This window comes from Pseudomonas sp. GV105, from assembly GCF_003058185.1.
Taxonomy (GTDB): Bacteria; Pseudomonadota; Gammaproteobacteria; order Pseudomonadales; family Pseudomonadaceae; genus Aquipseudomonas; species Aquipseudomonas veronii.
On sequence record NZ_QBUF01000011.1, the window covers coordinates 237,665 to 260,559 of the forward strand.

Here is a 22,895-nt window from a genome sequence, read left to right on the forward strand (position 1 = left end):
GAGATAGGTGTTCGGCTGGCTACTTCCAGCGATCCGCTGCGGCGTGGTCGCTGTCGCGCCCGTCCACCCAACGCGCACCTTCGCTGGTGCTTTCTTTCTTCCAGAACGGCGCACGGGTCTTCAGGTAGTCCATCACAAACGCGCAGGCATCAAACGCAGCCTGACGATGCGCGCTAGCAGCGGCGACGAAGACGATGGGCTCGCCCGGTTCCAGCGCGCCGATGCGGTGCAGCACTTCCAGCTTGAGCAGCGGCCAGCGTTGTTCGGCTTCCACGGCGATCTTGGCCAGGGCCTTTTCGGTCATGCCGGGGTAATGCTCCAGGAACATCCCCGCCACGTCGTGGCCGTCATTGAAGTCGCGGACATAGCCGACAAAACTCACCACCGCGCCGACGCCGACATTGGCAGCGTGCATCGCGTTGACTTCGGCGCCGGGGTCAAACGGCGCGGGCTGCACACGGATGGCCATGCTCAGCCTCCGGTCACGGGTGGGAAGAAGGCGACTTCATCACCGGCTTCGAGCGGCTCGTCGACGCTGCACATTTCCTGATTGCGCGCGCACATCAAGCTGGTCTCGTTGAGCACGTCAAAGCCCGGATCGCCGACCAATGCCTGGCGCACCGCGTCGACGGTGGCGAAGTCGCCTTCCATCTCCAGGGAATCCAGGCCGATCGTTTCGCTGTAGCGGGCAAAAAACAGTACGTTGATGCTCATGCCTGGTCCGCCTTGAAATGCCCGCTTTTCCCGCCGAGCTTTTCCAGCAGGCGGATGTTTTCGATGGTCATGCCGCGGTCCACGGCCTTGCACATGTCGTAGATGGTCAACGCAGCGACACTGGCGGCCGTCAGCGCTTCCATCTCTACGCCGGTCTGGCCCGAGAGTTTGCAGCGCGCCACGATGTGCACGGAGTCTATGCCCTCGGCGCTCAGTTCGACCTTGACGCCGGTCAACATCAGCGGATGGCACAAGGGGATCAAATCACTGGTTTTTTTCGCCGCCTGGATCCCGGCGATACGGGCCACGGCAAACACATCGCCCTTGGGATGGGCACCATCGACAATCATTTTCAGTGTCTCGGGCAGCATACGCACCCGCGCTTCAGCCACCGCCTCTCGGAACGTCACGGACTTGTCGGTGACGTCGACCATATGGGCGCGACCTTGGGAATCGAGATGAGTCAGCACAGGGATACTCCTGATCAGGAGCGTCGATTGTAAACCCTGTAGGAGCGAGCTTGCTCGCGAAAAACCAAAGAACAACGCGGGGCTCCAGAGACCCCGCGTTATCGTAGACACTCTTCGCGAGCAAGCTCGCTCCTACATGGACCGCGTTTACAAGTGAGATTCGGCGTATTCGGCCAGGATCGAACGTGGAACTCCCTGCAGCGCGATATGCACGCCGTTCGGGAAGTCTTTGAAGCGTTCCGTCAGGTAAGTCAGCCCGGAGCTGGTCGCGGACAGGTAAGGGGTGTCGATCTGCGCCAGGTTGCCCAGGCACACCACTTTGGAACCGGCGCCGGCACGGGTGATGATGGTTTTCATCTGGTGCGGCGTGAGGTTCTGGCACTCATCGATCAAAATCAGGCTCTGCTGGAAGCTGCGACCTCGGATGTAATTGAGGGATTTGAACTGCAACGGCACTTTGCTGAGGATGTAGTCGACGCTGCCATGGGTGTTTTCGTCATCCATGTGCAAAGCTTCGAGGTTGTCGGTGATCGCCCCCAGCCACGGCTCCATTTTTTCCGCTTCGGTGCCGGGCAGGAAACCGATTTCCTGGTCCAGGCCCTGCACGCTGCGGGTGGCGATGATGCGGCGATAGCGTTTGGTCACCATGGTCTGTTCGATGGCGGCCGCCAGAGCCAGGATGGTTTTGCCCGAGCCGGCGGCACCGGTCAGGTTGACCAGGTGGATGTCCGGGTCGAGCAGCGCATACAGCGCCAGGCTCTGGTAGATATCACGCGGTTTCAGGCCCCAGGCTTCCTGGTGCAACAGGGGTTCCTGATGCAGGTCGAGGATCAGCAGCCTGTCGACCTGGATCTCTTTGATCCAGCCCACGAAGCCCTGTTCGTCGATGATGAACTCGTTGACGTGTACCGCCGGCAGGTTGTCGATCAGTTGCACCTGGTGCCAGGTGCGACCGTGGTCCTGACGGGTTTCGACCTTGCTGACGCGGTCCCAGAACGAGCCGGTCATGGTGTGATAACCACGGGACAGCATCGACACGTCGTCGACCAGTTGGTCGGTACTGTAGTCCTCGGCAGCGATCCCACACGCTCGTGCCTTGAGGCGCATATTGATGTCTTTGGTCACCAGCACCACGCGCATGTCCTTGTCACGAGCGTGCAGGTCGATCAATTGGTTGATGATTTTGTTGTCGTTGAGGTTTTCCGGCAGCAGGCTGTTGGGCTCGCTGCGCTTGCTCATCAAAATCGACAACAAACCCTTGGGCCCGCTTTTGCCGCGCTGGATCGGCACGCCGACTTCGACGTCCTCGGGTGACGCTTCACCCAGGGTTTTGTCGATCAGGCGGATGGCCTGGCGACATTCGGCGGCCACGCTGTGATGCCCGCTTTTGAGTTTGTCGAGTTCCTCCAACACGATCATCGGGATGGCGACGTGGTGTTCTTCGAAGTTAAGCAGAGCGTTCGGATCGTGGATCAGTACGTTGGTATCAAGCACATAAAGGATTGGCTGGTCGGAAGAAGGGTTACGTCCATGATCATCCATACTCGGTCACCTTTGTGGGAGCCAGTCGACGCAATACCACAACAGTGCTGCGCCTCGATTCGACCACCGACTGCACCTTGCGTGACGTCAAGTGCAGTGCCCACATGAGGAGTCTTGGAAGACGCCACCTGTGTTGCAGGTTTCGGCGATCTGACTTCGTAATACCGCAAAACCCATGACAGGAAAAAGCACTTTGACGTTTTTTTGAAGTTTATTTTTCAGGATGACGAATAGCACTAGCCGAGTGCCAGCTACCCCGTTAAAGTCGGAAGTCGGCCCGCATAGAAATATCGTACAAAATCACCCCGAAAATGCCGCATCCCCAACGGGAGCGGGCACTTCAGCCTCTTCAGCGAAACGCCTCCCGGCAGTCCTGCCAACCCAGCCCGCTTTGCGCCGTTGCCTGCAATACCATCGGTAATGCGACCCGCGCCTTGTCCTGGGTGTCGTGAAACACAATCACCCCTTTGCGCCACAACAACATCAATGTCAGCACCCGCTGCGCCGACTCATCGGCCTTGAGCTTGCCCGGTTCGTCCTGGGAGTCGATATCCCACAACGCCACCTGCAAACCCTGGGACTGGAAGAAACCCTGGCTGTCCGCGCGGCGCTGGCCGTAGGGTGGACGGAACAGCGGCACGTAGTTTTCCGGCATCAGGTTCTGCGCCAGCGCGGCGCTGCGGATGATCGAACTTTGCCATTCGACCCAATGGCTGTGGGAACGGTACTGCCAACCTTGAGTGCCCACGCACTGCCCCTGATACAGCGCCTGCACATCCGCGACGGAACTGCGCTCCACACGGTTTTGCAGGCTGCTGCCGAGGGCGAAGAACGTGGCGTTCATCTTCTGCTTGCGCAGGTAATCGGTGAGCCAGTCGGTATTGCCGCTGACCGGTGCCGGGCCGCCGTCGAAGGTCAGCAGGAACAGGCGGTCGTTGAATTCGTCGCCATTGCGCTCATGGTCACCGAAACGTGCGATTTCGCTGCTGATCTGCGGGAACAGCGCGGCTTTGCGCAGCAGCTCGTCCAGGTAACGCTCGTGGAAATTGTGGCTCGGGCCGGCCCAGCCTATATAGAAGGAGTTGTCACTGACCTCGAACTTGCCGGCCTGCTCGCGCAGGTCGTCCATGTTTTCCACCAGGTAGCAGAACGACGCATCCTCCTCGCAACTTTCCTGGGCAGCGGTGTAATTCTCCAGAAGGCGCCGCCAGAGCTGGCGACGCAGATCGTCGATGGCCGCCAGGTTGATGATCTTCAGGCCCAGGCGCTGTTTGAGCGCCGCTTCATCCAGGGCTTCGCTGCCGATCAGACTGCGGGCGAACATCAATATTTCGGCGCGCGAGGCCACGTCGAACAGCGCAGGGCTGCTGAGTTTTTCCGGCCAGACGCCGCGATCCAGGCTGGCCACGTCCACCGGCGCCGCGTGGGCGTTCAGGCAAAACAGGCACGCCGACAATAAAAGCGCTATTCGCACACAGGGTCTCCCTCTCCAGAATCACCGGCCATCATAACGGATCGCGCCTATCGCCATCATAGGTGGAGTCAAAGTGCCCAACCCCCTAGAATCCCGCCCACGTTACAAGCACGATTACAGGAGCCAACTTCATGCTGATGGTGATTTCCCCCGCCAAGACCCTCGACTTCGAGTCCAGGCCTGCGACCCAGCGCTTTACCCAGCCGCAGTACCTGGACCATTCCCAGGAGTTGATCGAGCAACTGCGCCACCTGAGCCCGGCGCAGATCAGCGAATTGATGCATGTGTCCGACAAGATCGGCGGCCTCAACGCCGCGCGCTTCGGCAGCTGGACCCCGGCGTTCACACCGGCCAACGCCAAGCAGGCGTTGCTGGCGTTCAAGGGCGACGTGTACACCGGTCTTAACGCCGACACCTTCAGCGACGCCGACTTCAGCTACGCCCAGGACCACCTGCGCATGCTCTCGGGCCTGTACGGCCTGCTGCGCCCTCTGGACCTGATGATGCCGTACCGCCTGGAGATGGGCACCAAACTGGCCAACGCCCGTGGCAAGGACCTGTACGCCTTCTGGGGCACCCGGATCAGCGAGTGGCTCAACCAAGCCCTGGCCGAACAAGGCGATGACGTGCTGCTCAACCTGGCGTCCAACGAGTACTTCTCGGCGGTCAAGCGCACGGCGCTGAATGCGCGGATCGTCAATACCGAGTTCAAGGACCTGAAGAACGGCCAGTACAAGATCATCAGCTTCTACGCGAAAAAGGCCCGGGGCATGATGAGCCGCTTCGTGATCGAAGAGCGCATCAACGACCCGGCCCAGCTCAAGCAGTTCGATGTGCAGGGTTATCGCTTCAATGCCGAGCAGTCCAAGCCGGACAACCTGGTGTTCCTGCGCGATCACGCACCGGAATAAGGCCCTGCTCCGCCCTCATAGACGCTAAAGATCAAATGTGGGAGGGGGCTTGCCCCCGATGGGGGGGGATCAGTCATACATGGATAGACTGACACACCGCCATCGGGGGCAAGCCCCCTCGCACATTTTTGTCTGCATTTCACAGCGGAAATCGTCAATTGTTTGGCGTCAAAAAATATCCTGACGCATCTCTAACAAATATTTCACTCGACATTCGTCATTTTTTTTCGTAGTGGCACCACTTTTTTAAATCACTAGTGGCACAAAACTATTCCCGCGCGCCAACTCCCCGTAACTACTGGCCCAAATAGCAAGTGCTATCAATATAGTACCAGTGCCATCTTTGCTGATATTTCAAGAAATTTCCGGAAACAGGATGAGCGGCCAGGAACTTAGCCCTAAAGCACCGCTCATACCACCGGTAACGGAATTCTCTGTTTCTGTAAGAGATGACTTACATGGCGACCAACGGAAGTAGCAAAGTTGTCACATTAAACTTTGACTCTGGGCTCATATTACCAACCGATTAGTTAAGAGCGGCGATAAGGATCGATTGCCACACACTATAAGGCCAAGGCCGTGCTTACCCCAATGGGTCAGTGATACAACCCAAGGCATTGATAATTATAGGCTTACAGCCTTTTATCAAGGCCCTGTTGCACTGGCGCCAGGCCCTTCTCCCAGGAAGGCCGGCTGCATTTCAGGGCAAGCACCAATAACAAGGCCACGTTGCGCACAACTTGAGTGCAATCATTAGTCACTCGTTATTCAACATGCCTACACGCGGCAAGTCGGCGTCTATTCGCCTAACTTTCGCGGCATCAGTGACGCTTGCAAACATGAACTCCGGCCATTTAATGGCATGATTTAATACAGAGGTAAATGCGATGCGTATCAGCATATTTGGTTTGGGTTACGTTGGCGCAGTCTGTGCCGGTTGCCTGTCTGCCCGCGGCCATGAAGTGGTCGGCGTAGACATCTCCAAGGAAAAAATCGACCTGATCAACGCAGGCAAATCGCCGATCGTTGAACCGGGCCTGGGCGAGCTGCTGAGCCAGGGTATCGAGACCGGACGACTGCGCGGTACGACCGACTTCGCCGAAGCCATCCGCGCTACCGACCTGTCGATGATTTGCGTCGGTACGCCGAGCAAGAAAAACGGCGACCTGGAACTCAACTACATCGAATCGGTATGCCGCGAGATCGGCTTTGTCCTGCGTGACAAGACCACCCGCCACACCATCGTCGTGCGCAGCACCGTATTGCCGGGTACCGTGGCCAATGTGGTGATCCCGATCCTCGAAGACTGCTCCGGCAAGAAAGCCGGCGTCGACTTCGGCGTTGCGGTCAACCCGGAGTTCCTGCGTGAATCCACCGCCATCGCCGACTACGACCTGCCACCGATGACCGTCATCGGCGAATTCGACAAAGCCTCCGGTGATGTCCTGCAATCGCTGTACGAAGAACTCGACGCGCCGATCATCCGCAAGGACATCGCCGTTGCCGAAATGATCAAGTACACCTGCAACGTGTGGCACGCCACCAAGGTGACCTTCGCCAACGAGATCGGCAACATCGCCAAGGCCGTCGGCGTCGACGGGCGCGAAGTGATGGAAGTGGTCTGCCAGGACAAGACCCTCAACCTGTCCCAGTACTACATGCGCCCGGGCTTCGCGTTCGGCGGCTCGTGCCTGCCCAAAGACGTGCGCGCCCTGACCTACCGCGCCGGCTCGCTGGACGTGGAAGCGCCGCTGCTCAACTCGCTGATGCGCAGCAACGAATCCCAGGTGCAGAACGCCTTCGACATCGTCGCCGGCCACGACAAACGCAAAGTCGCCCTGCTGGGCCTGAGCTTCAAGGCCGGCACCGATGACCTGCGCGAAAGCCCCCTGGTGGAGCTGGCGGAAATGCTGATCGGCAAGGGTTACGACCTGAGCATCTACGACAGCAACGTCGAGTACGCCCGTGTCCACGGCGCGAACAAGGACTACATCGAAGGCAAGATCCCGCACGTGTCGTCCCTGCTCAACTCGGACTTCGACGATGTGATCAACAACTGCGACGTGATCATCCTCGGCAACCGTGACGAGAAGTTCCGGGCCTTGGCCCATAACGCACCGCACGGCAAGCAAGTGGTCGACCTGGTGGGCTTCATGTCCAAGGCCACCAGTGTGAGCGGCCGTACCGAAGGTATTTGCTGGTAACAGCAACCGCAAGTTTCGGGCTGCCGGCGTCCTGATCCCCAGCGCTTGCAGCTCGAAACCTCCTTCACCTGCGGATGACGCCTATGTCCAAGTTAAAACACGTACTGCTCCAATCCGCCGGCTGGCTGTTCTTCTTGAGCCTGCTGATGGGACTCGCCCTGCTGTTGCCGGCGAGTACGTTCGACTCCGAGTCGAAGAATTTTATTTTCCTGATTGGCGCCGTCGGTATCTGGCGCTACTCGATGGGTGCGACGCATTTCTTTCGCGGCATGCTGTTCCTGTACGTGGTCTACCCCCACCTGCGGCGCAAAGTGCGCAAGTTGGGCAAGGCCGCGGACCCGTCCCATGTGTTCCTGATGGTCACCAGTTTCCGGATCGATGCGCTGACCACCGCGCAGGTCTACAGCTCGGTGATCCGCGAAGCGATCGAATGCGGCTTCCCCACCACCGTGGTCTGCTCGCTGGTGGAAATGTCCGATGAACTGCTGGTGAAAAGCCTGTGGGAACGCATGAACCCGCCGGGCCATGTGAAGCTCGACTTCGTGCGTATCGCCGGCACCGGCAAGCGCGACGGCCTGGCCTTCGGTTTCCGCGCCATCTCCCGCCACTTGCCGGATGACCGCGCCGTGGTTGCAGTGATCGATGGCGACACCGTGCTCGCCGAAGGCGTCGTGCGCAAAACCGTGCCGTGGTTCCAGCTGTTCGGCAATGTCGGCGGCCTGACCACCAACGAGTTCTGCGAAGTGCGCGGCGGCTACATCATGAGCGAATGGCACAAACTGCGCTTCGCCCAGCGCCACATCAACATGTGCTCGATGGCCCTGTCCAAGCGCGTGTTGACCATGACCGGGCGCATGTCGGTGTTCCGCGCCAGCGTGGTCACCGACCCGGGCTTTATCGCCGATGTGGAAAGCGACTCGCTGCAACACTGGCGCCTGGGCCGCTTCAAGTTTTTGACCGGCGACGACAAGTCCAGCTGGTTCAGCCTGATGCGCCTGGGCTACGACACCTTCTACGTACCGGATGCCGCAATCAACACCGTGGAGCACCCGCCGGAAAAGAGCTTTATCAAAGCCAGCCGCAAGCTGATGTTCCGCTGGTACGGCAACAACCTGCGCCAGAACTCCCGCGCCCTGGGCCTGGGTGTACGTCGCCTCGGCCTGTTCACCAGCGTGGTGCTGTTCGACCAGCGCGTGTCGATGTGGACCTCGCTGCTCGGCCTGACCGTGGCGATCATCGCCACCTTCAAGTACGGCGGCGCGTTCATCCTCGCGTACCTGCTGTGGATCGGCATCACCCGCCTGATCCTGACCGTGCTGCTGTCGTGCTCCGGACACAGGATCGGCCCGGCGTACCCGGTGATTCTCTATTACAACCAGATCATGGGCGCGCTGGTGAAAATCTACGTGTTCTTCCGCCTCGATCAACAGTCCTGGACCCGCCAGGACACCAAACTGACCCGCGATTTGGCCAGCTTTCAACGTTGGTTCAACACCTGGTCGTCTCGGACCATGACCTTCTCCGCCGGCAGCATTTTCGTCGCCGTGTTGCTGATGATGGTCTGACCCTGCCAAGCCTGAATTAACTCTAGGAAATTGCCCTGATGAACAGCCAAGTAAACGCCAACGTTGTCCACGAATCCGAAGCCCAACGCCAGCACGCCCGGGTCAAAATCCCGGCCAAGTTGCGCTTTTTCAACACTGACCGCACGCCGACCGAAGCACGGGTCATCGACCTGTCCGCCGGCGGCCTGGCGTTCACCGCCACCCAGCCGCTGATCGTTGGCGAAGTGCACAAGGGTCGCCTGCAATTTGTCATCGACAACCTCGGCCTGGCGATGGATGTGGAGCTGCAGATTCGCTCCTACGACCGCCAGAGCGGGCGCACCGGTTGCCAGTTCCAGAACCTCGACGCGCAGGATATTTCCACGCTGCGTCACCTGATCACGTCGCACCTGTCGGGCGATATCGTGACCATGGGCGACGTACTCGCCACCCTGCAACGCGACAACTTCACCAAGGCGCGCAAGGTCAAGGACGGCGGCAGCAACATGAGCGTCTTCGGCCGCCTGCGCGCCGTGACGTTCAGCCTGGCGATCTTCCTGGTGGGCCTGGCGGCATTCGGTTTCGTCTTCAAATCGCTGTACGGCATGTACTTCGTCAGCCACGCCCAGGCCGGCCTGGTCAGCGTGCCCGGCATGAACGTGACCATGCCCCGCGACGGCACCGTGCAAAGCCTGCTCAAAGGCGACGCGGTGGCGGCCAAAGGCGCGCCGCTCGCGACCTTCAGCACCAGCATGCTCGACGTGCTCAAGGGCCATCTGGACGAAGACCAACTGCAACCGGCCAAGGTCGAAGAACTGTTCGGCAAGCAAATGACCGGCACCCTGACCTCGCCTTGCGACTGCATCGTGGCCCAGCAAATGGTGGCCGACGGTCAATACGCAAGCAAAGGCGACGTGATCTTCCAACTGGTGCCTCGCGGCAGCCTGGCCAACGTGGAAGCACGCTTCTCCTACCGCCAGTTCGCTGACGTTCGCCCAGGTACCCCGGTGAACTTCCAGGTCGCCGACGAAGAACAGACCCGCACCGGCACCATCGTCAGCAGCACCAGCCTGAACAGCGCCGACCTGTCCTCCGACATCCGCGTGCAGATCAAGCCGGACGCACCGCTGGACAGCGCCTACGCTGGCCGCCCGGTGGAAGTCACCAGCGACCGTGGCCCATCGCTGAACTGGCTGATCGATAAAGCCATGGCTGCCGGACTGTAAGCGAGGACATGCCTGTGACGACTCTCCTGAAAACACCGCAATCCCTGTGGGAGCGGGCTTGCTCGCGATGGGATCAGTGCGGTTTGCCTGACGGACCGCACGGCCTGCATCGCGAGCAAGCCCGCGCCCACAAGGGTCCTGTCGCGTTGCTGGCCCTTGCGGTCAGCCTCGCCGGTTGCGCCGGTCTGCCCGACCAGCGCCTGGCCAACGAAGCCCTCAAGCGGGGCGACACGCTCACCGCGCAGCAGAATTACCAGCAACTGGCGACCCTGGGTTACAGCGAGGCCCAGGTGGGCCTGGCCGATATCCAGGTCGGCACACGCGATCCGGCGCAGATCAAACAGGCCGAGGCCACTTACCGCGCCGCTGCGGATATTTCGCCGCGCGCCCAGGCCCGCCTGGGGCGCCTGCTGGTGGCCAAGCCCGGCGCCACCGACGCCGAACACCATGAAGCCGAAGGCCTGCTGAAAAAAGCCTTTGCCAATGGCGAAGGCAACACCCTGATCCCGCTGGCGATGCTGTACCTGCAATACCCGCACAGCTTCCCCAACGTGAACGCCCAGCAGCAGATCAACAAATGGCAGGCCGCCGGTTACCCGGAAGCCGGTCTGGCCCAGGTGCTGCTGTATCGCACCCAGGACACCTACGACCAGCATCTGGATGATGTCGAGCGCATCTGCAAGGCCGCGCTGAACACCACCGACATCTGCTACGTCGAACTGGCCACGGTCTACCAGAAAAAAGCCGAGCCAGAAAAACAGGCCGAACTGCTCAAGCAAATGGAAGCCGGCTACAGCAGCGGCACCGTCACCGCACAGCGCATCGACAGCGTGGCCCGCGTATTGGGCGACGCAACGCTGGGCAAGACCGACGAGAAAACCGCCCAGGCGCTGCTGGAAAAAATCGCCCCCGGCTACCCCGCATCCTGGGTCAGCCTGGCGCAATTGCTCTACGACTTCCCGGAACTGGGCGACGTCGACCAGATGATGAAGTACCTGGACAACGGCCGCGCCGCCGACCAGCCGCGCGCCGAGCTGTTGCTGGGCAAGCTCTACTACGATGGCAAGTGGGTGCCGGCGGACGCCAAGGCCGCCGAAGCGCATTTCGAGAAAGCCCTGGGCCGCGAAGTGGCCGCCGACTACTACCTCGGCCAGATCTACCGCCGTGGCTACCTGGGCAAGGTCTACTCGCAAAAAGCCCTGGACCACCTGCTGACCGCTGCGCGCAACGGCCAGAACAGCGCCGACTTCGCCATCGCGCAATTGTTTTCCCAAGGCAAGGGCACCAAGCCCGACCCATTGAACGCCTATGTCTTCAGCCAATTGGCTAAAGCCCAGGGCACACCAGAGGCCAATGACCTGGCCACGCAGCTCGAAATCCCGCTGACGCCGGAACAACGCGCCGAAGGCCAACGCCTGGTGCAACAGGAACTGGCCGCGCGCGGCACCCTGGCCCAGAGCACGCTGCAACTGCACGCCCTGCAAGAAGAAGACGGCGAGGAATCCCTATGAAGCTCAATCCATTCGTGCAGGCCGGTATCGGCCTGACCTTCGCCCTGCTGTGGTCGTGCCCGACCCTGGCCGCGCTGACCGAAGCCAATAACTTCGGCCTGGAAGTCAAAGTCACCGGCCAGTCCGAAGACGACCGCGACCTCGGCACCCAAAAGGGTGGCGACGTCAACGGCATCGGCCTCGACCTGCGCCCGTGGATCTACGGCGAAAGCGGCAACTGGAGCGCCTACGCCATGGGCCAGGCCGTTGCCTCGAGCGACATCATCGAGACCGACACCCTGCAGCAGTCCTCGGATGACACCACCGAGCAGTCGAGCAACAGCGACCGCACAGCGAAGAAAAACTACCTGGCGCTGCGCGAGTTCTGGGTCGGCTACAGCGGCTTCACGCCCTACCCCGGCGAGCTCCTCAAGTTCGGCCGCCAGCGTCTGCGCAATGACGACGGCCAATGGCGCGACACCAACATCGAAGCGCTGAACTGGACCTTCGACACCACCCTGCTCAAGGCCAACGTCGGCGCCGCCGAACGCTTCAGCGAATACCGCACCGACCTCAAGGAACTGTCGCCCAAGGACAAGGACCGCCAGCACTTCTACGCCGACGCCGCCTACCAGTGGACGCCGGGCCAGTGGATCGGCCTGCGCGGGCACCACACCCATGACGACGGCAAGCTCGACTACGCCGAACCCGGCGTGGCCAGCGACCCGCTGGACAAGCGCGAGAACGGCGACCTGACCTGGCTCGGCATCGAGGCCAACAGCGACGCCTACAACTGGCGCAACACCAACACCGTCAACTACTGGGCCAGCGTCACCGGCATGCAGGGCGACCGCGACACCGTCAACGCGTTGAACGCCGACGGCACCCGCCCGAGCAACGCCAAGCGCAGCGAAGACGTGAGCGGCTGGGCCACCGACCTGGGTATCCGCCTGCGCCTCGACCCGCAGTGGCAAGTGGGTGCGGCCTATGCCCGCGCCAGCGCCGAGTACGAACAGAACGGCCTGCAAAGCAACCGCTCGAACTTCACCGGCACCCAGTCCCGCCTGCATCGCTTCGGCGAAGCGTTCCGCGGCGAGATGAACAACATGCAGTCCATGAGCCTGTTCGGCTCCTGGCAGTTGCGCGAGGACTACGACGCCAGCCTGGTGTACCACAAGTTCTGGCGCGTCGACGGCAACAAGCCGGTGGGCAGCAACGGCATCGACGCCGTGCAGAACAACACCGACGACGTGACCGGCGCGATCCTGTCCAGCACCTCCCTGCCCCTTGAAGACGGCAAGAAAGACCTGGGCCAGGAGATGGACCTGGTCGTCACCAAGTACTTCAAGAAAGGCCTGCTGCCGGCCGCGCTCAGCCAGTCGATCGACGAACCGTCGGCCCTGGTGCGCTTTCGTGCCGGCGTGTTCAAACCGGGCGACGCTTATGGCAGCCAGGTCGACTCGTACATGCATCGCGCCTTTGTCGACGTGATCTGGAAGTTCTGATGGGAGCCCGCGCAATGATTGCTCACCCCTTCACAGGCAGATGCTTGCTGGTGACCGCGATGCTGATGGCCAATGCCACAGCCTTCGCCGATACCGCGCAGCCGGTCAAGGCGCCGACCATCGCCAAAGAACTGCAACAGGCCAAGACCTACACCATTTCCAGCCCGCCGACCGCGCCGCTGGAAATGCCCAAGCCGGCCCTGCCGGACCTGTCGGGCTACACCGCCGCGGCGATGGAAAAGAAAATCGTCAGAACCAAGCCGGGCAAAATCAGCATCCGCCGCATGATGCAGGAAGACGCGCTGAAGGACTTCATCGGCGGCGACAACAAGATGGCCGAGTGGGTGGTGCGCCAGCACGGCATTCCCCAGGCGATCTTTATCGACGACGGCTACATGAACCTCAAGGACCTGCTGGGCAAAGTGCCCAAGCAGTACCTCAGCGAAACCTCGCCGGGCGTGTTCCTCGCCAAGTTGCCGATCGTGGTCGGGCGCAAGGGCATCCTCGACATCGACAAGCACACCAAAGAACTGCGCCTGTCCCAGGAGGCCGGTGCGTTCCTGATCAACGACGGCCAGCTGTTCGTGCGCGATACCAAGATCACCGGCTGGAAAGAAAAGGCCAACGGCCCGGCGACCTACCAGTCGCCCAATGAGTTCCGCCCGTTCCTGCTGGCCTGGGGCGGCACCGAGACCTACATCGCCAACACCAAAATGGCCAGTTTCGGTTACGCCAACAGTAAGTCGTATGGGGTGAGTATTTCCCAGTACACGCCGAACATGGCCAAGGTGCTCAAGCGCCCTGAGCCGACCGGCTGGATCATCGACTCCGAGTTCTCGGACATGTGGTACGGCTTCTACTGCTACGAGACCGAAGGCTTTGTGATCAAGGGCAACACCTACAAAGACAACATCGTCTACGGCATCGACCCCCACGACCGTTCCCACGGCCTGATCATCGCGGACAACACCGTCTACGGCACCAAGAAGAAGCACGGCATCATCATTTCCCGGGAAGTGAACGACAGCTTCATCTTCAACAACCGCAGCTACGACAACAAGCTCTCGGGCCTGGTGATCGACCGTAACAGCGTGAACAACCTGATCGCCGACAACGAGATCTACCGCAACCACACCGACGGCATCACCCTCTATGAGAGCGGCGACAACCTGCTGTGGGGCAACAAGGTGATTGCCAACCGTCGCCACGGCATCCGCATACGCAACAGCGTCAACATCAAGCTGTACGAAAACACCTCGATGGCCAACGGGCTGACCGGCGTCTATGGCCACATCAAGGACCTGACCGACACCGACCGCGACATCGCCCTCGACCCGTTCGACACCAAGGTCTCGCTGATCGTGGTCGGCGGCGAACTGGCCGGTAACGGCAGCGGGCCGCTGTCGATCGACTCGCCGTTGAGTATCGAGCTGTACCGCGTGTCGATGCTGGCGCCGACCAAATCCAGCGGCATCAGCTTCTCCGGCGTGCTGGGCGATCGTCAGGAAGAAATTCTCGACCTGCTGGTACGCCAGCAGAAAGCCGTGCTGATCGACCCTGTCGAACGCCAGACCGAAATGCAGGACTGAGGATGACCCTTATGCACCCACACATGATCAAACTGTTGAGCCTCTCGGGTCTGACCCTCGGCCTGCTCGCGGCCAGCCAGGGCGTGCGCGCCGACGAGATCAAGGCGCCGACCTTCAGCGCCGAACCGTGCTGCAGCCTGTGCCCGGCGGCCCACGACGCGAAGAACTACACCACGCGCTACCAGCAGAACTTCACCACCCTGGTGCAAGCCCAGGGCGACTGGCTGTTCCGTACCCAGGAAGACCTGCGCACCGAATTCGACACCAGCCCCGCCGGCTACAAACGCATGCAACAGCTGCACGATGCGTTCAAGGCCAAGGGCGTGGAACTGGTGGTGGTCTACCAGCCGACCCGTGGCCTGGTGAACCGCAACAAGCTCAACCCCGAAGAGAAAGCCGCGTTCGATTTCGACAAGGCCCTGGGCAACTACAAGAGCATGCTCGGCCGTTTCGCCAAGATGGGCTACGTGGTGCCGGACCTGTCGCCGTTGACCAACGAGCAGTTGCCCGATGAATTGCCGGCCCACGATTTCTACTTCCGCGGCGACCAGCACTGGACCCCTTACGGCGCCCAGCGCACCGCGAAAATCGTCGGCGCCAAAGTGCGCGCGATGCCCGAGTTCGCCGAGATTCCCAAGCGCGAATTCGAAACCAAGCGCTCCGGGCGCATGGGCAAGACCGGCACCCTGCACAACATGGCCGGGCAACTGTGCGGCACCAGCTACGCGATCCAGTACATGGACCAGTTCACCACCGAGCCCAAGGGCGAAGCCGGCGACGGCGACCTGTTCGGCGATTCGGGCAACCCGCAGATCACCCTGGTCGGCACCAGCCACAGCGGCAAGAACTACAACTTCGCCGGCTTCCTCGAACAGGAAATCGGCGCCGACATCCTCAACGTCGCCTTCCCCGGCGGCGGCCTGGAAGGCTCGATGATCCAGTACCTGGGCAGCGACGAGTTCCAGAAGACGCCGCCGAAAATCCTGATCTGGGAATTCTCGCCGTTGTACCGCCTCGACCAGGAAACCATCTACCGCCAGATGATGGCGCTGCTGGACAACGGCTGCGAAGGCAAGACCGCGCAGATGAGCGCCAGCGCCACCCTGAAACCCGGCAAGAACGAATTGCTGGTCAACAGTTCGAACAAAGACCTGCGCAACGCCAACCATCAGGTCGACATCCGCTTCGCCGACCCGTCGGTGAAAACCTTGCAAGCCACCCTCTGGTACATGAACGGGCGCCACGAGGACATCAAGATCGAAAAACCCGAAACATCCGATACAGACGGGCGTTTCGCCTTTGAACTGCGCACCGACGAAGACTGGGCCTCGCAGAACTTGCTGGCCGTGGAAGTGCAGGGCCCCGAAGCGGGTGCTGCCGCGCAGAAAGTCGAAGCGAAAATTTGCACACGCAACGTATTCCCAAGCGGCGGTCAGAAGACTGCCTCACTCGGGCAATGAGGTTACCTATGCAGAAGTTATTGATCCCCACATTGCTGGGCCTGGCGATCTTCGCCGGTTCTGTGAATGCCGCCGCGCCACTGCGTCCGCCCCAGGGTTATTTCGCCCCGGTGGAAGCGTTCAAGACCGGCGACTTCAAGGACGGCTGCGACGCCATGCCGGCGCCGTACACCGGCTCGCTGCAGTTTCGCAGCAAGTACGAAGGCTCGGACAAGGCCCGTTCCACGCTGAACGTGCAGTCGGAAAAAGCCTTCCGCGACAGCACCGCCGACATCACCAAGCTGGAAAAAGACACCAGCAAGCGCGTGATGCAGTTCATGCGCGACGGTCGCCCGGAACAGTTGGAATGCACACTCAACTGGCTGACCAGCTGGGCCAAGGCGGATGCGTTGATGTCCAAGGACTTCAACCACACCGGCAAATCCATGCGCAAATGGGCGCTGGGCAGCATGGCCTCGGCCTATGTGCGCCTGAAGTTCTCCGACTCGCACCCGCTGGCCAACCATCAGCAGGAATCGCAACTGATCGAAGCCTGGTTCAACCGGCTGGCCGATCAGGTGGTGAGCGACTGGGACAACCTGCCGCTGGAAAAAACCAACAACCACTCCTACTGGGCCGCCTGGTCGGTGATGGCGACGTCCATCGCCACCAACCGTCGCGACCTGTTTGACTGGGCGGTGAAGGAATACAAAGTCGGCGCCAACCAGGTCGACGACCAGGGCTTCCTGCCCAACGAGCTGAAGCGCCAGCAACGCGCGCTGTCGTACCACAACTACGCCCTGCCGCCGCTGTCGATGATCGCCAGTTTTGCCCTGGTCAACGGCGTGGATCTGCGCCAGGAAAACAACGGCGCGCTCAAACGCCTGGGCGACAAGGTGCTGGCCGGGGTCAAGGACCCGCAGATCTTCGAGCAGAAGAACGGCAAAGAGCAGGACATGAAGGACCTCAAGGAAGACATGAAATTCGCCTGGCTTGAACCCTTCTGCACCCTCTACACCTGCGCACCGGATGTGCTCGAGCGCAAACATGGGATGCAGCCGTTCAAGACCTTCCGCCTCGGGGGCGACCTGACCAAGGTCTACGACCCGACGCACGAAAAAGGCAACAAAGGCATCTGACGAAACGCGGTTAGAAATGTGGGAGGGGGCTTGCCCCCGATAGCAGTGTGTCATTCAACACAGATGGCGACTGTTACACCGCCATCGGGGGCAAGCCCCCTCCCACATTTGAGCAATACAACCTCCCCCCGGATTCGTGGGGGGGGTTTGGGGGGGCTGCGGCCCTTGACTGTTGGTTAAACATGGAGAGATCGGGATGGTTTTCTCGTCCAATGTGTTCCTGTTTCTGTTCTTGCCGATCTTTCTCGGCTTGTACTACTTGAGCGGGCAACGCTATCGCAACCTGCTGCTGCTACTGGCCAGCTACGTGTTCTACGCCTGGTGGCGAGTGGACTTCCTGGCGCTGTTCGCCGCCGTCACGCTGTGGAATTACTGGATCGGCCTCAAGGTCGGTGCCGCCGGCGTGCGTACCAAGCCGGCGCAACGCTGGCTGCTGCTGGGCGTGGCGGTCGACCTGTGCATCCTCGGCTACTTCAAGTACGCCAACTTCGGCGTCGACAGCATCAACGTGATGATGAAGTCGGCGGGCCTGGAGCCATTCATCCTGACCCACGTACTGTTGCCGATCGGGATCTCGTTCTACATCTTCGAGTCCATCAGCTACATCATCGACGTGTATCGCGGCGACACTCCGGCCACGCGCAACCTCATCGACTTTGCCGCGTTCGTGGCGATCTTCCCGCACCTGATCGCCGGCCCCGTCCTGCGCTTTCGCGACCTGGCCGACCAGTTCAACAACCGCACCCACACCCTCGACAAGTTCTCCGAAGGCTGTACGCGGTTCATGCAGGGGTTCATCAAGAAGGTCTTCATCGCCGACACCCTGGCGGTGGTGGCCGACCATTGCTTCGCCCTGCAAAACCCCACCACCGGTGATGCCTGGCTCGGTGCGCTGGCGTACACCGCGCAGTTGTACTTCGACTTCTCCGGCTACAGCGACATGGCCATCGGCCTGGGCTTGATGATGGGTTTCCGCTTCATGGAAAACTTCAAGCAGCCGTACATCAGCCAGTCGATCACCGAGTTCTGGCGGCGCTGGCACATCAGCCTGTCGACCTGGCTGCGCGACTACCTCTACATCACCCTGGGCGGCAACCGTAAAGGCACGCTGATCACCTACCGCAACCTGTTCCTGACCATGCTGCTCGGTGGTCTGTGGCACGGCGCGAACATCACCTACATCGTGTGGGGCGCCTGGCACGGCATGTGGCTGGCGATCGAGAAAGCCATCGGCCTGAACACCTCGCCGCGCAGCTTCAACCCGATCCGCTGGGCGCTGACCTTCCTGCTGGTGGTGATGGGCTGGGTGATCTTCCGTTCCGAAAACCTGCACGTCGCCGGGCGCATGTACGGCGCGATGTTCAGCTTTGGCGAATGGTCGCTGTCGGAACTCAACCGCGCCAGCCTCACCGGCCTGCAAGTGGCGACCCTGGTGGTGGCCTACGCAACGTTGGCGTTCTTTGGCCTGCGCGACTTCTACAGCAACCGCCCTGCCGAGAAAACCAAGGCGGCCGACCCGAGCCTGATCAAGGCCGTACCGGGCGACGACCCAGGCAGCATCCACCAGCCAGGTTTCACCGTGGGCAAAGACGCCGCCGTGCAACCGGCCTACTGGACCGCTGACTGGCCACGCTACGCCATGCGCGCTGCCGTGCTGCTGCTGTTCGTGGCGTCGATTCTGAAACTGTCGGCGCAGAGTTTCTCGCCGTTCCTTTACTTCCAATTCTGAGGGAGCCGACCATGACCCGATCATTGCGCGTCCTCTATATCAGCCTGTTCCTGGTGGTGCTGCTCGCCCTGGGCGCCTGGTCGTTGCGCGGTTTCTTCGGCTTCAGCACCAATGCCGACGCCACCGTGCTCAACGGCCGCTGGACCAAAGCCGTCGAGACCCACTACGACGAACAGTTCCCGATCAAGCGCCTGGGCACCAACCTCTGGGCCGCGCTGGACTACAAGCTGTTCAATGAAGGCCGCCCCGGCGTGGTGCTGGGCCGCGATCACTGGCTGTACAGCGACGAGGAGTTCAACCCCGCCGTCAACGAAGAGCAGAACCTGGAGGGCAACTACGCCCTGGTCGAAGGCGTGCGCCAGCAGCTCAAGGCCCAAGGCATTCAACTGGTGCTCGCCATCGTGCCGGCCAAGGTGCGCCTGTACCCGGAACACCTGGGTGACGTGAAACCGGCGAGCATCCACGCCAACCTGTACCAGGACTTCCACGCCCGTGTCGCCGCCGACAAGATCCTCGCCCCCGACCTGCTTGGCCCGCTGCAACAGGCCAAGCTCGGCGGCCAGCAAGTGTTCCTGCGCACCGACACCCACTGGACCCCGGACGGTGCCGAAATCGCCGCCAAGCAACTGGCCAAGGCGATCGCCGACAAGGCCCCACTGAGCGGCGAACCGCAGCGCTTTGTCACCGAGGCCGAGAAAACCGCACCGCACAAGGGCGACCTGCGCCTGTTCCTGCCACTCGACCCGCTGTTCGAAAACCTGATGCCGCCCAAGGAGCCGCTGGAAAAACGCGTCACGCACCTGGCCGAAACCAAAGGCGACGACGCGCTGTTCAGCGACAGCGAAACCCCGGTGGCACTGGTCGGCACCAGCTACAGCGCCAACCCCAACTGGAACTTCGTCGGGGCGCTCAAGCAAGCCCTGGGCAGCGACGTGATCAGCTACGCCGAAGACGGCCATGGCCCGATCCTGCCGATGCTCAGCTACCTCAAAAGCGATGACTTCAAGAACCGCCCGCCCCAGGTGCTGATCTGGGAGTTCCCCGAACGCTATCTTCCTGTCAACAACGAAATCGGCGATGCCGACCCGCAGTGGGTCGCGCAACTCAAACAAGCCGGTGCGCGCCAACAGAACATGGCTCTGAACACTCCAGCTAAACACCCAAAATCCGAGACGCCCGAACGGGCGCAAAACTGAAAGAGAGGTAACTCACATGACTTTCACTACTACTCCGCGTCGTCTCGCCAAGACCCTGGCCCTGGTTGCCGGCATGAGCGTTGTATCGATGTCCGCCTTCGCCGGTGACGCGGCCTTGTACGGCCCTGTCGCACCGAAAGGCTCGAGCTTCGTGCGTGTCTATAACGCCTCCAATCAGGAAGTCAGCGCCACCGTCGGCGCCACCAACCTGAGCGACGTCGCCCCGTTGGCCAGCAGCGACTTCAGCTTCATGCCCGGCGGCGACTACAGCGCCAAGGTGGGCAGCCAGACCGTGTCGGTCAAGCTCGCCGCCGACCACTACTACACCCTGGTCAACAACAGCAGCGGTCAGCCGCAGTTGATCGAAGAACCGCCGTTCAAGAACAAACAGAAATCCCTGGTGCGCGTGCAGAACCTCAGCGACAAGGCCCTGACCCTGAAAACCGCCGACGGCAAGACCGACGTGGTCAAGGCCGTCGCCGCCAAAGGCCGTGGCGAGCGTGAAATCAACCCGGTGAAGGTCAGCCTGGCGCTGTACGACGGCGACAAGAAAGTCGGCGACGTAAAACCGGTAGCCCTGGAGCGTGGTGAGGCGGCGGTGCTGTACATCACCGGCTCCGGTTCAAGCCTGTCGCCAGTGTGGGTGAAACGCCCCGTGTCGACCCGCTAAACATTTCTCGGACTGACAGCAACCCACTGTAGGAGCGAGCTTGCTCGCGAAAATCGCCACTGATGACGCGGGCATTCTGGATGTACGCGGTGTCTGGAAGTTCTTCGCGAGCAAGCTCGCGCCTACAGAGGGCAGAGGCGTCAGTTCGGACCGAGACAAAAACAAGAGTGGAACGACAAACCTTCGTAGCTCTGACCCAAATCGATTCAAGGAGAAACCGCATGATCCCAGTAATCCTTTCCGGTGGTAGCGGCTCACGTCTTTGGCCGCTTTCGCGCAAACAGTTTCCTAAACAGTTCCTGGCCCTGACCGGCGAGCACACGCTGTTCCAGCAAACCCTGGAGCGCCTGGTATTCGATGGCATGGACACCCCAATCGTGGTCTGCAACAAAGACCATCGGTTCATCGTCAACGAGCAACTGAGCGTGCGCAAGCTGGAAGCCCAGCGCATCCTGATGGAACCCTTCGGCCGCAACACCGCGCCAGCCGTGGCGCTGACCGCGATGATGCTGGTCAACGAAGGCCGCGATGAGCTGATGCTGGTGCTGCCGGCCGACCATGTGATCGACGACCAGAAAGCCCTGCAACGCGCCCTGGCCCTGGCCACCGTGGCCGCCGAGCGTGGCGAGATGGTGCTGTTCGGCGTGCCGGCGACCCGTCCGGAAACCGGTTATGGCTACATCAAGTCCGCCAACGATTCGCTGCTGCCCGAAGGCGTGAGCCGCGTACAACAGTTCGTGGAAAAACCCGATGAAAAACGCGCCGTCGAGTTCGTCAAAAGCGGCGGTTACTTCTGGAACAGCGGCATGTTCCTGTTCCGCGCCAGCCGCTTCCTCGAAGAGCTGAAAAAGCACGACCCGGACATCTACGACACCTGCGTGCTGACCCTGGAACGCAGCGAGCAGACCGCCGACACCGTGACCTTCGACGAAGCCACCTTCGCCTGCTGCCCGGACAATTCCATCGACTACGCGGTGATGGAAAAAACCCAGCGCGCCTGCGTGGTGCCGCTGAGCGCGGGCTGGAGCGACGTGGGTTGCTGGGCGTCGCTGTGGGCGGTCAACGATAAAGACGTCAACGGCAACGTCACCAAAGGCGACGTGGTGATCCAGGACAGCAAGAACTGCATGATCCACGGCAACGGCAAGCTGGTGTCGGTGATCGGCCTGGAAAACATCGTGGTGGTGGAAACCAAGGACGCGATGATGATTGCCCACAAGGACAAGGTCCAGGGCGTCAAGCAGATGGTCGCCACCCTCAACGAACAAGGGCGCAGCGAAACCCAGAACCACTGCGAAGTCTACCGTCCGTGGGGCTCCTACGACTCGGTCGACATGGGCGGGCGCTTCCAGGTCAAGCACATCTCGGTCAAGCCGGGCGCGTGCCTGTCGCTGCAGATGCACCACCACCGCGCCGAACACTGGATCGTGGTCAGCGGCACCGCCGAAGTCACCTGTGACGAGAACGTGTTCCTGCTCTGCGAGAACCAGTCCACCTACATCCCGATCGCCTCGGTACACCGCCTGCGCAACCCGGGCAAGATCCCGCTGGAGATCATCGAAGTGCAATCGGGCAGCTATTTGGGCGAAGACGATATCGAGCGGTTTGAGGATATCTACGGTCGCTCGACGCCGGTGGAACGTGGCGTGTCGGTGAAAACGATCGCGCAGTAAAACAGTCGTAAAAGAAGCCCTCGCCCAGGTCATTGCGTCCCCTATCCGCAGTGGCTTGGGTGGGGGCTTTTTGTTTGGGATTTGCGCTGGTTGTGAGGGCCTCATCGGGGGCAAGCCCCCTCCCACATTTGAATGTATTCACAGATCAAAGGTGGGAGGGGGCTTTTTGTTTGGGATTTGTGCTGGCTGTGAGGGCCTCTCGGGGTGTACAGACGGAGACATCCTTTACAAACGAGACCGGGGACATCCTTTACGTTTCTGGGTGCTGGACAGCCGGCTTGCACTGCTGTCTAGCCTACCCAGTGGATAGTTACATAGGTACATGTCCCACACGTTGTCGTCCACTTCTCGCAGTCCAACGGACTCTCCTACCAGTGACT

Annotated in this window: 18 protein-coding genes; 13 read left to right on the plus strand and 5 right to left on the minus strand. The window is 61.1% G+C overall.

Annotated elements, in window-relative coordinates; all coding sequences use genetic code 11:
- Positions 1-19: 19 nt before the first annotated feature.
- From moaE to C8K66_RS22040, 5 genes are all read right to left on the minus strand, one after another.
- The gene (gene moaE / locus C8K66_RS22015) at positions 20-469 is read right to left on the minus strand and encodes a molybdopterin synthase catalytic subunit MoaE (protein WP_017848647.1); all 450 of its coding nucleotides are present in this window, start codon (positions 467-469) and stop codon (positions 20-22) included.
- A 2-nt stretch (positions 470-471) separates the two neighbouring features.
- On the minus strand, positions 472-714 hold the full coding sequence (gene moaD / locus C8K66_RS22020) for a molybdopterin converting factor subunit 1 (protein ID WP_046488654.1): 243 nt from the start codon (positions 712-714) through the stop codon (positions 472-474).
- Positions 711-1,184: a cyclic pyranopterin monophosphate synthase MoaC gene (gene moaC, locus C8K66_RS22025; RefSeq protein ID WP_046384623.1), complete on the minus strand. Its 474-nt coding sequence runs from the start codon at positions 1,182-1,184 to the stop codon at positions 711-713. Before moaC ends, moaD begins: the two co-directional genes overlap by 4 nt.
- A gap of 147 nt (positions 1,185-1,331) precedes the next feature.
- Complete coding sequence (locus tag C8K66_RS22035; protein WP_017848644.1) at positions 1,332-2,726, minus strand: PhoH family protein; 1,395 nt, start codon at positions 2,724-2,726, stop codon at positions 1,332-1,334.
- 349 nt (positions 2,727-3,075) lie between these two features.
- Positions 3,076-4,200, minus strand: coding sequence for a polysaccharide deacetylase family protein (locus C8K66_RS22040; RefSeq protein WP_108525926.1), 1,125 nt, complete (start codon positions 4,198-4,200; stop codon positions 3,076-3,078).
- Between the two features lie 131 nt (positions 4,201-4,331).
- On the opposite strand from C8K66_RS22040, the gene yaaA reads away from it, so the two are divergent.
- From yaaA to C8K66_RS22115, 13 genes are all read left to right on the plus strand, one after another.
- Entirely contained in the window at positions 4,332-5,111 is a 780-nt protein-coding gene (gene yaaA, locus C8K66_RS22045; protein ID WP_046384625.1) for a peroxide stress protein YaaA, read from the plus strand.
- A gap of 887 nt (positions 5,112-5,998) precedes the next feature.
- The gene (locus tag C8K66_RS22050; RefSeq protein WP_046384626.1) at positions 5,999-7,315 is read left to right on the plus strand and encodes a nucleotide sugar dehydrogenase; all 1,317 of its coding nucleotides are present in this window, start codon (positions 5,999-6,001) and stop codon (positions 7,313-7,315) included.
- 83 nt (positions 7,316-7,398) lie between these two features.
- Complete coding sequence (gene alg8 / locus C8K66_RS22055; protein WP_017848640.1) at positions 7,399-8,880, plus strand: mannuronan synthase; 1,482 nt, start codon at positions 7,399-7,401, stop codon at positions 8,878-8,880.
- A 38-nt stretch (positions 8,881-8,918) separates the two neighbouring features.
- Positions 8,919-10,085 carry an alginate biosynthesis protein Alg44 gene (locus tag C8K66_RS22065; RefSeq protein WP_017848639.1) on the plus strand — a complete coding sequence of 389 codons (1,167 nt, stop codon included), beginning with the start codon at positions 8,919-8,921 and terminating at the stop codon, positions 10,083-10,085.
- 8 nt (positions 10,086-10,093) lie between these two features.
- Positions 10,094-11,596 carry an alginate biosynthesis TPR repeat lipoprotein AlgK gene (gene algK, locus C8K66_RS22070; protein ID WP_169863729.1) on the plus strand — a complete coding sequence of 501 codons (1,503 nt, stop codon included), beginning with the start codon at positions 10,094-10,096 and terminating at the stop codon, positions 11,594-11,596.
- The gene (locus C8K66_RS22075; protein WP_057004281.1) at positions 11,593-13,080 is read left to right on the plus strand and encodes an alginate export family protein; all 1,488 of its coding nucleotides are present in this window, start codon (positions 11,593-11,595) and stop codon (positions 13,078-13,080) included. The genes algK and C8K66_RS22075 overlap by 4 nt, the downstream gene beginning before the upstream one ends.
- Positions 13,080-14,669, plus strand: coding sequence for a mannuronan 5-epimerase AlgG (algG, locus tag C8K66_RS22080; protein WP_108525928.1), 1,590 nt, complete (start codon positions 13,080-13,082; stop codon positions 14,667-14,669). Before C8K66_RS22075 ends, algG begins: the two co-directional genes overlap by 1 nt.
- A gap of 11 nt (positions 14,670-14,680) precedes the next feature.
- Positions 14,681-16,129, plus strand: a complete 1,449-nt coding sequence (locus tag C8K66_RS22085) for an alginate O-acetyltransferase (RefSeq protein ID WP_046385355.1) — start codon at positions 14,681-14,683, stop codon at positions 16,127-16,129.
- Positions 16,130-16,137: 8 nt separating this feature from the next.
- The gene (locus tag C8K66_RS22090) at positions 16,138-17,247 is read left to right on the plus strand and encodes a mannuronate-specific alginate lyase (RefSeq protein WP_090234772.1); all 1,110 of its coding nucleotides are present in this window, start codon (positions 16,138-16,140) and stop codon (positions 17,245-17,247) included.
- Between the two features lie 196 nt (positions 17,248-17,443).
- The gene (locus C8K66_RS22095) at positions 17,444-18,976 is read left to right on the plus strand and encodes an MBOAT family protein (RefSeq protein ID WP_046384629.1); all 1,533 of its coding nucleotides are present in this window, start codon (positions 17,444-17,446) and stop codon (positions 18,974-18,976) included.
- A gap of 11 nt (positions 18,977-18,987) precedes the next feature.
- Positions 18,988-20,172, plus strand: coding sequence for an alginate O-acetyltransferase (locus C8K66_RS22100; RefSeq protein ID WP_046384630.1), 1,185 nt, complete (start codon positions 18,988-18,990; stop codon positions 20,170-20,172).
- A gap of 16 nt (positions 20,173-20,188) precedes the next feature.
- Entirely contained in the window at positions 20,189-20,842 is a 654-nt protein-coding gene (locus C8K66_RS22105) for an alginate O-acetyltransferase AlgF (protein ID WP_046384631.1), read from the plus strand.
- A gap of 221 nt (positions 20,843-21,063) precedes the next feature.
- Positions 21,064-22,515: a mannose-1-phosphate guanylyltransferase/mannose-6-phosphate isomerase gene (locus C8K66_RS22115; protein ID WP_046384632.1), complete on the plus strand. Its 1,452-nt coding sequence runs from the start codon at positions 21,064-21,066 to the stop codon at positions 22,513-22,515.
- Positions 22,516-22,895 lie beyond the last annotated feature (380 nt).

What these genes read in the sequence shown, in the direction of transcription:
- moaE (WP_017848647.1), bottom strand. Translation starts at nt 469, where the DNA reads ATGGCCATCCGTGTGCAGCCCGCGCCGTTTGACCCCGGCGCCGAAGTC.
- moaD (WP_046488654.1), bottom strand. Translation starts at nt 714, where the DNA reads ATGAGCATCAACGTACTGTTTTTTGCCCGCTACAGCGAAACGATCGGC.
- C8K66_RS22035 (WP_017848644.1), bottom strand. Translation starts at nt 2,726, where the DNA reads ATGGATGATCATGGACGTAACCCTTCTTCCGACCAGCCAATCCTTTAT.
- yaaA (WP_046384625.1), top strand. Translation starts at nt 4,332, where the DNA reads ATGCTGATGGTGATTTCCCCCGCCAAGACCCTCGACTTCGAGTCCAGG.
- C8K66_RS22050 (WP_046384626.1), top strand. Translation starts at nt 5,999, where the DNA reads ATGCGTATCAGCATATTTGGTTTGGGTTACGTTGGCGCAGTCTGTGCC.
- alg8 (WP_017848640.1), top strand. Translation starts at nt 7,399, where the DNA reads ATGTCCAAGTTAAAACACGTACTGCTCCAATCCGCCGGCTGGCTGTTC.
- C8K66_RS22065 (WP_017848639.1), top strand. Translation starts at nt 8,919, where the DNA reads ATGAACAGCCAAGTAAACGCCAACGTTGTCCACGAATCCGAAGCCCAA.
- algK (WP_169863729.1), top strand. Translation starts at nt 10,094, where the DNA reads ATGCCTGTGACGACTCTCCTGAAAACACCGCAATCCCTGTGGGAGCGG.
- C8K66_RS22075 (WP_057004281.1), top strand. Translation starts at nt 11,593, where the DNA reads ATGAAGCTCAATCCATTCGTGCAGGCCGGTATCGGCCTGACCTTCGCC.
- algG (WP_108525928.1), top strand. Translation starts at nt 13,080, where the DNA reads ATGGGAGCCCGCGCAATGATTGCTCACCCCTTCACAGGCAGATGCTTG.
- C8K66_RS22085 (WP_046385355.1), top strand. Translation starts at nt 14,681, where the DNA reads ATGCACCCACACATGATCAAACTGTTGAGCCTCTCGGGTCTGACCCTC.
- C8K66_RS22090 (WP_090234772.1), top strand. Translation starts at nt 16,138, where the DNA reads ATGCAGAAGTTATTGATCCCCACATTGCTGGGCCTGGCGATCTTCGCC.
- C8K66_RS22095 (WP_046384629.1), top strand. Translation starts at nt 17,444, where the DNA reads ATGGTTTTCTCGTCCAATGTGTTCCTGTTTCTGTTCTTGCCGATCTTT.
- C8K66_RS22100 (WP_046384630.1), top strand. Translation starts at nt 18,988, where the DNA reads ATGACCCGATCATTGCGCGTCCTCTATATCAGCCTGTTCCTGGTGGTG.
- C8K66_RS22105 (WP_046384631.1), top strand. Translation starts at nt 20,189, where the DNA reads ATGACTTTCACTACTACTCCGCGTCGTCTCGCCAAGACCCTGGCCCTG.
- C8K66_RS22115 (WP_046384632.1), top strand. Translation starts at nt 21,064, where the DNA reads ATGATCCCAGTAATCCTTTCCGGTGGTAGCGGCTCACGTCTTTGGCCG.